The 13,749-nt window shown below is 75.1% G+C and carries 15 protein-coding genes; 5 read left to right on the top strand and 10 right to left on the bottom strand.

Features of this window, described 5'->3' with window-relative positions:
- Positions 1 to 424: 424 nt before the first annotated feature.
- Positions 425 to 1,414, bottom strand: a complete 990-nt coding sequence (locus tag ABTZ17_RS17365) for a helix-turn-helix transcriptional regulator (RefSeq protein WP_352196484.1) — start codon at positions 1,412 to 1,414, stop codon at positions 425 to 427.
- 286 nt (positions 1,415 to 1,700) lie between these two features.
- Positions 1,701 to 2,609 (bottom strand): LysM peptidoglycan-binding domain-containing protein, encoded by a 909-nt coding sequence (locus ABTZ17_RS17360; RefSeq protein WP_352196483.1) that lies wholly within the window; start codon positions 2,607 to 2,609, stop codon positions 1,701 to 1,703.
- 235 nt (positions 2,610 to 2,844) lie between these two features.
- Between ABTZ17_RS17360 and ABTZ17_RS17355 the strand changes: the two genes are divergently transcribed.
- Together ABTZ17_RS17355 and ABTZ17_RS36935 are read left to right on the top strand one after the other, a co-directional pair.
- Positions 2,845 to 3,654, top strand: coding sequence for a DUF8842 C-terminal domain-containing protein (locus tag ABTZ17_RS17355; protein ID WP_502994716.1), 810 nt, complete (start codon positions 2,845 to 2,847; stop codon positions 3,652 to 3,654).
- A gap of 138 nt (positions 3,655 to 3,792) precedes the next feature.
- A complete protein-coding gene (locus ABTZ17_RS36935; RefSeq protein WP_502994715.1) occupies positions 3,793 to 4,458 on the top strand; it encodes a hypothetical protein in 666 nt (221 codons plus the stop codon).
- Between the two features lie 297 nt (positions 4,459 to 4,755).
- Here the strand turns inward: ABTZ17_RS36935 and der are convergent, their stop codons facing one another.
- The 5 genes from der to ABTZ17_RS17325 all read right to left on the bottom strand — a co-directional run bounded on the left by der (position 4,756) and on the right by ABTZ17_RS17325 (position 9,636).
- Positions 4,756 to 6,207, bottom strand: coding sequence for a ribosome biogenesis GTPase Der (gene der, locus ABTZ17_RS17345; RefSeq protein WP_352196482.1), 1,452 nt, complete (start codon positions 6,205 to 6,207; stop codon positions 4,756 to 4,758).
- A 71-nt stretch (positions 6,208 to 6,278) separates the two neighbouring features.
- On the bottom strand, positions 6,279 to 6,977 hold the full coding sequence (locus ABTZ17_RS17340; protein ID WP_352196481.1) for a lysophospholipid acyltransferase family protein: 699 nt from the start codon (positions 6,975 to 6,977) through the stop codon (positions 6,279 to 6,281).
- Entirely contained in the window at positions 6,923 to 7,618 is a 696-nt protein-coding gene (cmk, locus tag ABTZ17_RS17335) for a (d)CMP kinase (protein WP_352196480.1), read from the bottom strand. Before cmk ends, ABTZ17_RS17340 begins: the two co-directional genes overlap by 55 nt.
- 220 nt (positions 7,619 to 7,838) lie before the next feature.
- Positions 7,839 to 8,927 carry a prephenate dehydrogenase gene (locus ABTZ17_RS17330; protein ID WP_352196479.1) on the bottom strand — a complete coding sequence of 363 codons (1,089 nt, stop codon included), beginning with the start codon at positions 8,925 to 8,927 and terminating at the stop codon, positions 7,839 to 7,841.
- Positions 8,928 to 9,192: 265 nt separating this feature from the next.
- Positions 9,193 to 9,636, bottom strand: a complete 444-nt coding sequence (locus tag ABTZ17_RS17325) for a YidB family protein (RefSeq protein ID WP_352196478.1) — start codon at positions 9,634 to 9,636, stop codon at positions 9,193 to 9,195.
- Positions 9,637 to 9,795: 159 nt separating this feature from the next.
- Here ABTZ17_RS17325 and ABTZ17_RS17320 point away from each other — a divergent pair, with 159 nt between their 5' ends.
- Complete coding sequence (locus ABTZ17_RS17320; protein ID WP_352196477.1) at positions 9,796 to 10,143, top strand: DUF952 domain-containing protein; 348 nt, start codon at positions 9,796 to 9,798, stop codon at positions 10,141 to 10,143.
- Positions 10,144 to 10,183: 40 nt separating this feature from the next.
- Here ABTZ17_RS17320 and ABTZ17_RS17315 read toward each other — a convergent pair whose 3' ends face one another.
- On the bottom strand, positions 10,184 to 10,555 hold the full coding sequence (locus ABTZ17_RS17315; protein WP_352196476.1) for a hypothetical protein: 372 nt from the start codon (positions 10,553 to 10,555) through the stop codon (positions 10,184 to 10,186).
- Positions 10,556 to 10,568: 13 nt separating this feature from the next.
- On the opposite strand from ABTZ17_RS17315, the gene ABTZ17_RS17310 reads away from it, so the two are divergent.
- Together ABTZ17_RS17310 and ABTZ17_RS17305 are read left to right on the top strand one after the other, a co-directional pair.
- Positions 10,569 to 10,787 (top strand): QcrA and Rieske domain-containing protein, encoded by a 219-nt coding sequence (locus ABTZ17_RS17310; protein WP_352196475.1) that lies wholly within the window; start codon positions 10,569 to 10,571, stop codon positions 10,785 to 10,787.
- 159 nt (positions 10,788 to 10,946) lie between these two features.
- Entirely contained in the window at positions 10,947 to 11,672 is a 726-nt protein-coding gene (locus ABTZ17_RS17305; protein WP_352196474.1) for a nucleotidyltransferase domain-containing protein, read from the top strand.
- Positions 11,673 to 11,802: 130 nt separating this feature from the next.
- On the opposite strand, the gene ABTZ17_RS17300 is transcribed toward ABTZ17_RS17305, so the two are convergent.
- Together ABTZ17_RS17300 and ABTZ17_RS17295 are read right to left on the bottom strand one after the other, a co-directional pair.
- Positions 11,803 to 12,894, bottom strand: a complete 1,092-nt coding sequence (locus ABTZ17_RS17300; protein WP_352196473.1) for an ADP-ribosylglycohydrolase family protein — start codon at positions 12,892 to 12,894, stop codon at positions 11,803 to 11,805.
- Entirely contained in the window at positions 12,891 to 13,613 is a 723-nt protein-coding gene (locus tag ABTZ17_RS17295) for an NUDIX hydrolase (protein ID WP_352196472.1), read from the bottom strand. Before ABTZ17_RS17295 ends, ABTZ17_RS17300 begins: the two co-directional genes overlap by 4 nt.
- Positions 13,614 to 13,749: the final 136 nt, after the last annotated feature.

Below are 13,749 nucleotides of genomic sequence, written 5' to 3'. Positions count from 1 at the left end.
CTGGTCACGCTTGGGTCACGGAACGTCGACAACCCTTCGACCGTCGCCATTCCGTACGGACACGGATGCCTCGCCCTTCCGGATCGCCTCCGGGGCTTATTCACGGACCGCCATTCCCGCCCTAGGGGAATTCCCTGACGCACCCCTGGAATTGCCGGGTAATTGCATCGCCCCGTCCACCCCGGGGAACTGACGGACCATGAGAATCGCACCATTCCTTCACAGCATCCCCCGACCGCACCCCACCCCTCCGGCGACGCCGACGCCCCCTCCCCAAGGGGCGCCCCGCACGCGCGATCGCAAGGCCGAACATCCGTTCACCGAAGGTGCGAACGCACCGCCGAGTTTCACCGGGAGCGGGGCCGGACACCCGCGCGTTCGACCCCACCACTCACCGGAATCCGAACCACTGGCATGGTCATGTTCAGATTTCGGATTCCGTTTCCCGCCGGGAGCGCTCGACCGCCCGCCCCAACAGGTCCCGGGCCGCCGCGATCCGCTCGGTCAGCTCCGGCGGCTCCACCACCTCGAACTCCTCCCAGAGCAGCATCAGGTGGATGACGAGCACGTCCATGCTGACCGCCCCGGTGCGCAGCAGACAGGAGTGCTCGTCCAACGGCTCCAGGACCCCGTCCGCGGGCCCCACGGTGCGGGCGGCCTCCTCCGCGGACACGGCGAGGCGGACCACGGCCCGGGCGGCGTAGGCGTGCTGGGAGATGCCCCGGGACACGTAACCGGCGAGGTCCTCGGCGGGCGGGGTGCGCGGGGCGAACCGCGGCCCGTGCGGGGGCCGGGGCTCGATCCGGTCGGCCCGGAAGGTCCGCCAGTCCGCCCGCTCCACGTCCCAGGCCACCAGGTACCAGCGGTGCTCGGTGCACACCAGGCGATGGGGTTCCACCGTCCGGCGGGTGGCCCGGCCCTCGTGGTCCCGGTAGTCGAAGCGGAGCCGCTCGGCGTCCCGACAGACGGCCGCCAGCTCGGTGAGCACGCCCGGGTCCACCGTGCTCTGCCGACGGCCCCTCAACAGCGGCACCGTGAAGGCGTTCAGAGCCGCGACCCGCCTCCGCAGCCGCCCCGGGAGGACCTGCTCCAACTTGGCGAGCGCCCGCACCGACGCCTCACCGATGCCCTCGACGCCCTGCCCGGCCGCCGTCCGCAGCCCCACCGCGACCGCCACCGCCTCGTCGTCGTCGAGCAGCAACGGCGGCAGCTCCGCCCCCGCCCCCAACTGGTAGCCGCCCCCGGTCCCGGGACTGGCGTTGACCGGATACCCCAACTCCCGCAACCGGTCCACGTCCCGCCGGACCGTGCGGGGGGTCACCCCCAGCCGTTCGGCCAACTCGGCGCCCGTCCACTCCCGACGGGCCTGGAGAAAGGACAGCAGACGCAGCAGACGCGCGGAGGTGTCGAGCATGCCGCAGAGTCTGCCGGCGCCCACCCGACCACAGGGAGCCCGGCCCTGCCCGGATGAGCGGACGGTCGTCAACGATCCCCGGGAACGGACACGACGAACGACGAACGACGAGGACCACGGAGAGGAGGAGCACGAAGAGGCGATGCCGAGCCCCCGGACGGCGGGACAGCGCAGCGATCAGCCGGTCGCCGGTCAGGGCGCACGGGGCCGGGCGGACGCAGGAGGGGCGCCCAGGGCGGCGGTGCGCCGAGGCACCGAGACACAGAGGCGCCGGGCACACCCGGGGTCAGGCGGAGGATGGCCCCACGACGGGTGCGGCGGAGGCGGCGGCCGGGGCAGCGGGCGACGGACCACCGGGGGCCGGTGGCGACGGCGACTGCGACGGCGGGGAGGAGGAGGGGGGCGGGGTGCCGGTGGGAGCCGGTGCGGGCACGGGCGTGGGCGCGGGCGCGGGGGTGGAAGGGGAGGGCGGAGGGGGCGGGGAGGAGGGAGGGGGCGGGGGGACGGCGGCGTCCTTGGGCAGGGCCAGCATGGCGCCGAGGGCCAGGACACCCGGGGACGGGCCGATCAGTTCGGCGTTGAGGCGGTAGAGGGCCTGCCAGCCACCCTTGATGCGGTAGGTGCGGGCCAGTGCCGTCAGGGTGTCCCCGGCCCGGACCACGTGGGCCCGACCGGAGAGCCCGTACCGCCGTGAGCAGGTCGGCCAGGCCGACCAGCCCTGACCGGCGAGGACGTCCTCGGCCACCCGGATCTGCTGCTCACGGGTCGCGAGGTGGGCCCGCGCGGCGAACCGGAGGCCGCCGAACCGCTCCCAGGTCGGCTGCCAGAACTGGAGCCCGCCGTAGAAGCCGTTGCCCGTGTCCACCTGCCAGCGGCGCCCGGACTCGCAGTCGGCCACGCAGTCCCAGGGCCACTGCCCGCCGGGGCCGCAGTCCCGGCCACGGCCGCGGGGGCCGGTGTCCGGCATCCCGTGGCGTGCCGCGCCCGGGCTCCCGGGCGCGGCACCGGGGAGGGCCGCGGGTGCGGGGGGAGGCGCGAGGGAGGCGGGAGCAGGAAGGGGGAGGGAGGAGAGGGGAAGGGCGGGGGCGGGGGGCGGGGAGGCGGCGGCCGGGGTGGCGTTCCCCGGGGCGGCGACCAGGACGGCCGTCAGGGCGGCGGCGAGCGTCGCGGACGGCCGTAGCCGGAACTGAGCCATCGGGCCACGTTAGGGGCCGTCCCGGGCCGCGCTCTCGGGGGCGCGCGAGGTCGGTACGCGCCCCACCCGTGCGGGCGACACCGCTTGGCCCGGACGGCCCGGGGCGGGTGTCGCGCGGGTCCGCGGCAAACCCGCGGCAAACCGTGCGTGACCCCGGCCGCGGATCCCCCGTTGAGCCCCGCAGAGCCGGGAACCCCTCGGCCGCGTACACCCGCCTAGTCCGAGGAGTCACCCCGTGCCGCGCATGCTCGACGTCAGCCCTGACGTACGCGCCGAGATCGGCGACGAAGAAGCCGAGCTGCTGCTCTCCGGCGAGACCGCGCCCGGCAGCTACGACTGCACCTCCTGCCGCACCCCGGGCGACTCCGAGCGGGAGGCGACCAGCACGGTGCTGTTCGTCGGCGACGAGACCGCCGTGCTCGCCTTCGCCCACGCCACCTGCATCCCCTCCCAGGTGGTGGCGGTCTCCGAGGACCAGCTGCAGGGTGCCGTGGCCAGCATCACCGGTGAGGTGCCCGCGCCCGCCGCGCCGCCCGCCCCCGCCCCCGACGCCCCGCAGGCGGTGCCGGGCGGGCAGGCCGTCCTGGGGATCACCAGCGGGCTCGTGTTGATCGAGGGGGACCTGCACCCGGCGCTGGTCGTGGAGCCGACCGCCCCCATCGCCCGTCCGGGCAGCGACGGCCCCGGCGACGACTTCCTGCCGCTGCTGATCGAGCAGGGCTTCATCCCGGTCAGCCAGCTGGACTCCGTGCCGTCCGGGCTGTCCGGGTGGTCCGTGCTGCTCGCCGTGGGCCAGCTCCACGCGATCCTCCAGCCGGGTCCGACCGGTGGCAAGCCGGTGGCCTGGTGGCAGGCCCACCAGGCGCTGCCCGTCACCGACGGCTGGCGGGCCGCCGTGAACCGCACCCAGCGGGTGCTGGTGTTCGCGGCCCCCGCCGGTTCCATCGGCCAGCAGCCGCGCGAGGACCTGCTGCGCGACGCCCTGGACAAGGCCGCCGCCAACGGGCTGCTGGTCGCCGGGGCGATGCCCCTCGCCGGTACCTGACCGGACCGGCCGGCCCCGTCCGGCCGCTCCGGCCCGGCATGCGCCGGGGGTGATCGGGAGCTCTCCCGGCCGCCCCCGGCGCTCTGCGTTTCCGCCGCCGCCCCCGCATCCGTCGGGGGCGGCGTTCGTTGCAGGTACGTGCACGCATACGACGCTCCGCGCCCGCAGCCGCTCCCCCCGCACTTCACCGGCTCCTTCCAGAGCCCGCACCCGCCGGTCCGGCCGGTCTGGGAACGTGAGGTGCCGGAGGCGTCGCCCACGCCGATCTTCGACGCCCTGTACGGGGAGTACCTGCGGTCCTTCCGGGCCCTGCCCGGGGACCGGTCCGGCGAGGAGGACCTGGGGTTCACGGCCTTCGGCCACGGCGGCCCGGCGGACGGTGGCCGCGGCGGCGCGTACGGGACCGCCGTGGCCCCCTACACGGGCGGTGGCTACGGCGGCGGTCCGCAGGCGGGGTCCTTCGCCGGTGGCGGCTACGGCGGGGCCTCGGGCGGTCTGCCCGCCGTGGCGGGGGCCGGGGGCGCCCCCGGTGGCTGGAACTCCGCGGGGTGGCAGACCGGCGTGTGGCAGCCCACCGGGAACTGGGGGACGGCACCGGTGCCGGAACCATGGGCGCCCGTCCCCGAGCCGCGTCCGGCGTACGCGGGCCATCCCGGGCAGTTGGGCCCGGTGGGGCCGGCCGGGACCGGTGGGCCGGTACCGGGCGGCCCGGGGTACGCGGCGGCGGCCTACACGGGCGGGCGGCCGTACCCGGGGAATCAGCTTCCCGCGGCGCTTCCGCCGGCCCCGCGCCGAGGGTACTGACGGACGGGTCGGCGGGCGGGTCGACGGGTAGGCGGACGGGCGGCAGGCGTCACCGGGCGAGCGGGCGGGGCGGGTCGACGGCACGGCAGTTGGTGGGACCTGTGACGTGGCAATCCGACAGGTGACATTGCAGCCTCACGCGTGACACCGCAGCCTCACGCGTGACACCACAGTGTCACGTACGCACAGAGCGGGGCGGGCCGGGCGCTCGTCTCGCGCCCGGCCCGCCCCGCTCTCCACACTCCCCCGCTACCGCGTCACCGCGTCATGCGGGTACCGCGTCACAGGGGCACCGCGTCACTTCTTCTTGCTGCGCTTCTCGCGGACGCGCACCGAGATGTGGATGGGGGTGCCCTCGAAGCCGAACTCCTCGCGGAGGCGGCGTTCGACGAAGCGGCGGTAGCCGTGCTCCAGGAAGCCCGAGGCGAACAGCACGAACCGCGGGGGCTTGGTGCCCGCCTGGGTGCCGAACAGGATGCGGGGCTGCTTGCCGCCGCGGATCGGGTGCGGGTGCGCGGCGACGATCTCGCCGAGGAAGGCGTTGAGGCGGCCGGTGGGGACCCGGGTCTCCCAGCCCTCCAGCGCGGTCTCGATGGCCGGGACCAGCTTCTCCATGTGGCGGCCGGTCTTCGCGGAGACGTTGACGCGCGGGGCCCAGGCCACCTGCTGCATCTCGGTCTCGATCTCGCGCTCCAGGTAGTAGCGGCGCTCCTCGTCGAGCTCGTCCCACTTGTTGTAGGCGATGACGATGGCGCGGCCGGCCTCGACGGCCATGGTGATGATGCGCTGGTCCTGGACGCTGATGTTCTCGGTGGTGTCGATCAGGATGACCGCCACCTCCGCCTTCTCCACGGCGGCCGCGGTGCGCAGGGAGGCGTAGTAGTCGGCGCCGCTCTGCAGGTGGACCTTCTTGCGGATGCCGGCGGTGTCGACGAACTTCCAGGTGACGCCGCCGAGCTCGATGAGTTCGTCGACGGGGTCGCGGGTGGTGCCGGCGAGCTCGTTGACGACGACGCGCTCTTCGCGGGCCACCTTGTTGAGCAGGGAGGACTTGCCGACGTTGGGGCGGCCGATGAGGGCGATGCGGCGGGGGCCGCCGGGGGCGTTGCCGCCGAAGGTCTGGGCGGGGGCCTCGGGGAGGGCGTCGAGGACGCGGTCGAGGAGGTCGCCGGTGCCGCGGCCGTGGAGGGCGGAGACGGGGTGGGGCTCGCCCAGGCCGAGGGACCAGAGCATGGCGGCGTCGGCTTCGCCGGACTGGCCGTCGACCTTGTTGGCGGCGAGGACCACGGGCTTGCCGGCGCGGCGGAGGAGGCGGACGACGGCCTCGTCGGTGTCGGTGGCGCCGACGGTGGCGTCGACGACGAAGACGACGGCGTCGGCGGCCTCGATGGCGTATTCGGCCTGGGTGGCGACGGAGGCGTCGATGCCGAGGACGTCCTGCTCCCAGCCGCCGGTGTCGACGACCTTGAAGCGGCGGCCGGCCCATTCGGCTTCGTAGGTGACGCGGTCGCGGGTGACGCCGGGCTTGTCCTCGACGACGGCTTCGCGGCGGCCGATGATGCGGTTGACCAGGGTCGACTTGCCGACGTTGGGGCGGCCGACGATGGCGAGGACGGGCAGCGGGCCGTGTCCGGCCTCGCCGAGGGCGTCCTCGACGTCCTCCAGGTCGAAGCCCTCTTCCGCGGCGAGCTCCATGAACTCCGCGTACTCGGCGTCGCCGAGTGCTCCGTGGTCGTGCTGGTCGTTCATGAAGTCCGTTCCTCGTCGTTCGTGGTGGTCGGTGGCACCCGCGGGCGGGCCCACTACTCGTTCAGTCTGGCCTAGCGGCCGGTGAGCCGCTTGGCGTGGTCCAGGTGGGCGGTGAGCCGCTTCTGGATGCGTACGGTGGCCTCGTCGAGGGCCGTGCGGGTGCGTCGGCCGGTGCCGTCGCCCGCGGTGAAGGGGTCGCCGAAGACGACGTCGACGCGTCCCTTGAGGGGCGGCAGGGCCTTGACGACGCGGCCGCGGCGGTCGGTGCTGCCGAGCACGGCCACCGGGACGACGGGGGCTCCGGAGCGGACCGCGAAGTAGGCGAGTCCGGCACGGAGGGCGGCGAAGTCGCCTTCGCCGCGGGTGCCCTCGGGGAAGATGCCGAGGGCCCCGCCGTCCTCCAGGACGGCGAGGGCGCGGGTGACGGCGGTGCGGTCGGTGCCGGAGCGGTCGACCTTGACCTGTCCGATGCCCTCCAGGAAGGGGCCGAGCGGTCCGATGAACGCTTCCTGCTTGATCAGGAAGTGGACGGGTCGGGGCGCGGTGCCCATGAGCATGGGGCCGTCGATGTTGTGGGAGTGGTTGACGGCGAGGATGACCGGTCCGGTGGCCGGTACCTTCCAGGAGCCGAGCACCCGGGGGCGCCAGAGGCCGTACATCAGGCCGATGCCGATGCGCCGTCCGACCGCCGCCCCCTGGAGGGAGGGCGCTGTGCTCACGCGGCGGCCTGCTTCTCCGCCCGCCGCTCCTCGACGAGGGTGACCACGCATTCGATGACCTGGTCGAGGGTGAGGTCGGTGGTGTCGACCTCGACGGCGTCGTCGGCCTTGGCGAGGGGGGAGGTCTTGCGGCCGGAGTCGGCGGCGTCGCGCTTGATCAGGGCTTCCTTGGTGGCGGCCAGGTCGGCGGCCTCCTTGCCCTTGAGTTCGCCGCTGCGGCGGGCCGCGCGGGCCTCGGCGGAGGCGGTGAGGAAGATCTTGAGGTCGGCGTCGGGGAGGACGGTGGTGCCGATGTCGCGGCCCTCGACGACGATGCCGCCCTCGGCTCCGGCGGCGATGGACCGCTGGAGTTCGGTGATGAGGGTGCGGACCTCGGGGACGGCGCTGACGGCGCTGACCTTGGAGGTGACGTCCTGGGTGCGGATGGGGCCGGAGGCGTCGAGGCCGTCCACGGTGATGGTGGGGGCGGACGGGTCGGTACCGGAGACGATCACGGGCTTGGCCGCGGCCAGGGCGATGGCCTGGGGGTCCTGGGTGTCCACCCCGTTGGTGAGCATCCACCAGGTGATCGCCCGGTACTGGGCTCCGGTGTCCAGGTAGCGCAGGCCGAGCTTGGCGGCGACGGCCTTGGAGGTGCTGGACTTCCCGGTGCCGGAGGGGCCGTCGATGGCGACGATCACGGCGGTTTCCACGGTGGTGGGCCCTTCTGCTGAGCGCGGCGTTTACGGGCGCGCGAAGAAACGCCCCTCTTCTAGGTTACCGAGTCCGGGCGGGCCGCCCGACCGGTGGCCCGTGGGGGCCGCGGTCGGGGGCCCGTGGAGGCCGCGGTGGGGGCCGTTGGGGGCCGGTAGGGGCCCGTGGGGGCCGGGGTGGGGGCCCGTGGGGGCCCCGGTCGGGGGTCCGGCGGGTGGTTCAGGACTGGCGGAGGGACCAGCCGCGGTCGCGGAGCTCGGCGGTGAGGGCCGGGACGGCGCGCGGTTCGACCATGAGCTGGACGAGGCCCGCCTGCTGGCCGGTGGCGTGTTCGATGCGGACGTCCTCGACGTTGACTCCGGCGCGGCCGGCGTCGGCGAAGATCCGGGCGAGTTCACCGGGCTTGTCGCTGATGAACACGGCGACGGTCTCGTAGACGGCGGGGGCGGCGCCGTGCTTGCCGGGGACGCGGACGCGGCCGGCGTTGCCTCGCTTGAGGACGTCCTCCAGTCCGTGGGCGCCTCCCCGGCGCTTGTCCTCGTCGGCGGACTGGAGGGAGCGGAGGGCGCGGACGGTCTCGTCGAGGTCGGCGGCGATGCCGGAGAGGACGTCGGCGACGGGCCCGGGGTTGGCGGAGAGGATCTCCACCCACATGCGGGGGTCGGAGGCGGCGATCCGGGTGACGTCGCGGATGCCCTGGCCGCAGAGGCGGACGGCGGTCTCGTCGGCTTCCTCCAGGCGGGCGGCGACCATGGAGGAGACCAGCTGGGGGGTGTGGGAGACGAGGGCGACGGCCCGGTCGTGGGCGTCGGCGTCCATGACGACGGGGACGGCGCGGCAGAGGGCGACGAGTTCCAGGGCGAGGTTGAGGACCTCGGTGTCGGTGTCGCGGGTGGGGGTGAGGACCCAGGGGCGGCCCTCGAAGAGGTCGGCGGTGGCGGCGAGGGGGCCGGAGCGTTCCTTGCCGGACATGGGGTGGGTGCCGATGTAGGCGCCGAGGTCGACGCCGAGGGCTTCGAGTTCGCGGCGGGGTCCGCCCTTGACGCTGGCGACGTCGAGGTAGCCGCGGGCGAGGCCGCGGGTGATGGCGTCGGCGAGGGTGGCGGCGGTGTGGGCGGGGGGTACGGCGATCACGGCGAGGTCGACGGGGCCCTGGGGGGCTTCGTCGGTGCCGGCTCCGAGGGCGGCGGCGGTTCGGGCCTGGGAGGGGTCGTGGTCGGCGAGGTGGACGGTGATCCCGCGTCCGGCGAGGGCGAGCGCCGCGGAGGTGCCGATCAGTCCGGTTCCGATGACGACGGCGGTTCTCACTGGGGCGCTCCTTGGTGGGGCGCGCGCGGCGGCGCGGGCGCCCGGGTGACGGTCCTCTCCGGCGGTCCGCCGGGGTGATCAGCCTAGGGCCTGTGGGGCGGGTCGGGGCGCGGCGGGTCGGTGGGCGGACGGCGCGGTGCGGGGCGGGTGGCGGTGGGTGAGGGAGGGGCGGGGCGGATGAGGGGGCGGGGCGTGCGCGGGCCCGGTGTCCGTCCTGGGTCGGGCACCGGGCCTGCGGGGTGCGCCGGGTCGGCGGCGCTCGGGGTCAGAGGTTCTGTTGGCGGATGATGTCCTCCAGGGAGCCGGAGGGCAGGGCGCCTTGCGGGGAGAGCTTGTCGACGGCCTGCGGGAGGGTCTGGGCGATCTCGGCGGCGGCCTGGTCGGGGGTGACCCCGGCCTGTTCGGCGGCCTTCTGGAGGGCGTCGTCGGGGAGGGCTTCCTTGATCTGGTCGGCGGTGACGGGCTGGTTCTCCCCGGTGCCGACCCAGGACTGGGCCTGGTCGACGAGACCGGACTTGGTCAGCATGTCGAGGAGGCCGCCGAGAGGGTTGTTGCCGGCCGCTCCGCCGCCGGCGGCCTGGGCGCCGCCCCCGCCCATGAGGGCGCCGAGCAGGGCGCCGAGGATGTTCCCGCCGCCTCCGCCGCCGCTGCCGCCCTGGCCGCCGCCGAGGAGGCCGCCGAGGAGGGAGCCGAGGTCGTTACCCGCCATGGTGGTGCCCTTTCGCAGGAAGGACCGGGCGCGGTCGGGGGTGGGGAAGGCCGGCGCCCGGCTGAAGACACCGACAATCTCCCCCGAACCCTCCCGTACCGCCACCTGGGGGAGGCTGTCGGTGGTCGGTGGAGGGCGGGCCGGGGGTAGAACGGGGGCATGATCTTCCATCTCGTTCCGCTGGCCGATTGGTCGGCCGCTCCTTCCGGGCTCCCGTTCGCCCCGTCCTCGCTGGCCGCCGAGGGCTTCGTGCACTGTTCGGCCGACCGGGCCACCGTGTTGGGGATCGCCGGGTCGCACTACCGGGAGGTGCCGGGGGTCCTGCTGGTCCTGGAGCTCGACGAGGCGGCGCTGACCTCGGAGGTCCGGCGGGCGGGCGGGCCCGGGGATCCGTACCCGCACGTGTACGGGCCCTTGGACCGGGAGGCCGTGGTGGCGGTGTGGGAGGTGGTCCGCGGGCCCGGTGGCGCGGCGCGGGAACTGGTGTCCCGGCCGTCGGGTCGCTGACGCGGCCGGGCCGCCTGCTTCTCATGGGGCCCGGGGCGCGTCAGGATGCTGCCGCGAACCACGACCGGCCCGAGGCTGAGGAGAACGCCATGCGGAACACCACCGACACGGACACGGACACGGACACGGGCGGGACGACAGGAACGGCGGGACTCACGAGGCCGGCGGGCGCGGCGCGGCGGACGGTGTTGGCGGCCGGGGCGGCGGCGGTGGCCGGTGGCGCGCTGGCGGCCTGTGGGGGCGGGGGCTCGGCCGCGCCGGAGTCGGCGGCTCCGTCGACCGCGGGTTCCTCGGCGGGCTCCTCGGGGGCGCCCTCCTCCCCCGCGGCGGGGAGTTCCGCTCCGGCGGCTCCCGGCGGGGAGGCGCTGGTGGCGACGGCGGAGGTGCCGGTGGGCGGCGGCACGGTGCTCAAGGATCAGAAGATCGTGGTGACGCAGCCGGTGGCCGGCGAGTTCAAGGCGTTCTCGGCGGTGTGCACGCACAGCGGGTGCACGGTGTCGAAGGTCGCGAACGGCACCATCGACTGCCCCTGTCACGGCAGCCGCTTCGCGGTGGCGGACGCGGCCGTGGTCGCCGGGCCGGCCCCGCGCCCGCTGCCGGAGAAGCGGATCACGGTGACGGGCGGCGAGGTCCGCCTCGCTTAGGAAGGCCCCGGCCCGGCTCAGTCACGGTTCCGGCTCGGCTCAAGGCCCGGTGGCGGCCCCGCTCGGGCGCTCCGCCGCGCCGGGCCTTGGCCGCCGGGCACCGGGGGTCGCGCGGTAAATGCCGGTGGTCTCCCCGGGCCGGCCGCGTAGGGTCCCCGCATGGAACGGGAGCCGAGGTCCGGGGCGCAGGCGTTGGTGCGCGACCACACCGTCTACGCGTGCGTGATGGGGTCGCGTGCCTTCGGGCTGGCCACGGAGGACAGTGACACCGACCGGCGCGGGGTGTACCTGGCGCCGACCGCCCTCTACTGGCGGTTCGAGAAGCCGCCGGAGCACGTGGAGGGGCCGCTGCCGGAGCAGTTCTCGTGGGAGCTGGAGCGGTTCTGCGCGCTGGCGCTGCAGGCCAATCCGAACATCCTGGAGTGCCTGCACTCCCCGCTGGTGGAGCGGGTCACCCCGGTGGGGGCGGAACTGCTGGAGTTGCGGGGCGCGTTCCTGTCGCTGCGGGCGCACACCACCTTCGTCCGGTACGCGCAGGGGCAGCGGCGGAAGTTGGAGGCGGACGTCCGCAACCACGGGGCGCCGCGCTGGAAGCACGCCATGCACCTGTTGCGGCTGCTGGGCAGTTGCCGGGACCTGTTGCGCACCGGGGTGTTGGAGATCGGGGTGGGTGCGGAGCGGGAGGGGTTGTTGGCGGTGCGCCGGGGCGAGGTGGGCTGGCCGGAGGTGGACGCGCGGATGCGGCGGCTGGTCGAGGAGGCGGAGGCGGCCGTGTCCGGTTCACCGCTGCCCGCGGAGCCGGACACGGGGCGGGTGGAGGAGTTCCTGGTGCGGGCCCGGCGGGAGTCCGCGGCCTCCTGGGACCCGCCCGCCACGGCGGGCTGACCGGACGCCGGCCCGGCGCCGAGCAACGTCGAGCGACATCGGAGGCGGTCGGGGTGAGAAGCCCGTAGCCCGCAGCGCGCGGCGGTCGTGTCACCGGGCCCGGGTGCCGCTCGGGGTGGCGGGCAGGGGATCAGGCGTCCCAGAGGGCTCCGAAGGCCATGAGTTCGGTGCGGTGTTCGAGGTGGGCGGTCCAGGTGTCGGGCCAGGCGTCGGCGCCGAGGTGGGCTCCTGCGAAGGCGCCCGCGAGGCAGGCGATGGAGTCGGAGTCGCCGGAGGTGCAGGCGGCGCGACGCAGGGCGAGGAGCGGTTCTTCGGGGAAGAGCAGGAAGCAGTGGAGGGCGGTGGCGAGGGCCTCTTCGGCGATCCAGCCCTCTCCGGTGGCGAGGCAGGGGTCGAGTTCGGGGGCGGGGTCGCGGAGGGCGGCGGTGAGGCGGTCGAGGGCGGCGAGGCAGTCGTCCCAGCCGCGGGCGATGAATTCCTCGGGTCCGGTGTCGGAGGGGGTGCGGGTCCACAGGTCGCCGAGCCAGCGCTCGTGGTAGGTGCGGCGCTGCCGGAGGGCGTAGGAGCGGAGGCGGCCGACGAGGCCGGTGACCTCGGTGCCCTCGGCGAGGAGGCGGACGGCGTGGGCGGTGAGGTCGGAGGCGGCGAGGGCGGTGGGGTGGCCGTGGGTGAGGGCGGATTGGAGTTGGGCTGCGCCGGCCTGTTCCTCGGGGGTCAGGCCGGGGGCGAGGCCGAGGGGGGCGACGCGCATGTTGGCGCCGCAGCCCTTGGAGCCGGTCTGGCTCGCCTCCTGCCAGGGGCGGCCGGAGTCGAGGAGGGCGCAGGCGGTCATGCAGGTGCGGCCGGGGGCGCGGTTGTTGTCCGGGGAGTGGTACCAGTCGACGAACTCCTCGCGGACGGCTCGGGCGAGTCGGACGGGACCGATGGGGGCGCGGCCCCGGGCGGTGCGGAGTCCGCGGGCGAGGGCCAGGGTCATCTGGGTGTCGTCGGTGATCCAGGCGGGGCGGGGGAGGTCCATCCCGCGCCAGGGTCCGCATGTGGCGAGGATCGAGGGGACGTCGTCGAACTCGGTGGGGAGGCCGAGGGCGTCCCCGAGGGCGAGGCCGAGGAGGGCGCCGGTGGCGGGCCGTTTGCGGGGGCGGGGCGGTGCGGCGGGGGTCCGGCCGTCGGTCCCGCGAACGACAGGGGCGGGTGTGGCGGTGGCGGCGGGCTGGTGGTTCACGGGCGTCCTTCCGGTCGGAGCAGCGGCGGGTGGAGGGCGGTGGCGGGTCCGGCGCGGTAGAGGGCGGCGGGTTTGCCGCGGCCTCCGGTGAGGCGGGCCGCGCCGGGGACGGCCTCGACGAAGCCGGGGGTGGCGAGGACCTTCCGGCGGAAGTTGGGCCGGTCGAGGGTGCGGTCCCAGACGGTCTCGTAGACGGCCTGGAGCTCGCCGAGGGTGAATTCGGGTGGGCAGAAGGCGGTGGCGAGGCAGCTGTACTCGAGGCGGGCGCCGACGCGGTCGCGGGCGTCGGTGAGGATCGCGGCGTGGTCGAAGGCGAGGGGGGCGGCGGTGCCGACGGGGGTCCAGCGGGCCCGGTCGGCGTCGCCGCCGCCGGTGTCGACGGGCTCGGGGAGGTCCGGTACGAGCGCGGTGAAGGCCACGGAGACCACGCGCATGCGGGGGTCGCGGTCGGGCGCGCTGTAGGTGCGGAGCTGTTCGAGGCGGAGTCCGGCGACGAGGTCGTCGGGGAGTCCGGTCTCCTCGGCGAGTTCGCGGCGGGCGGCGTCCTCGGCGGATTCGCGGGGCAGCAGGAAGCCGCCGGGGAGGGCCCAGTCCCCCGCGTACGGTTCCTGGCCGCGGCGGATCAGGAGGACGTGCAGGGCGCCGGCGCGGACGGTGAACACGGCGAGGTCCACGGTGACGGCGAACGGTTCGAAGGCCCGGCTGTCGTAGCCGTCCATGACCCACCCCCTTCTTTATAGTCGTAATGACTATAAAGAAGGGGGTGGGTGGGGGCAAGCGCTCCGGGCGCGCGAAGGGGCCGTCGACAGCCTCCCGTGGCGGGCTCGAAGGAGGCTGGGAGCGGTCTGGTGCGGG

The sequence above is a fragment of the Streptomyces sp. NPDC097619 genome, from assembly GCF_040302735.1.
Classification (GTDB): domain Bacteria; phylum Actinomycetota; class Actinomycetes; order Streptomycetales; family Streptomycetaceae; genus Streptomyces.
The sequence above is the reverse complement of the archived record's forward strand: the minus strand, read 5'-3'. Positions and strand labels throughout refer to the sequence as shown.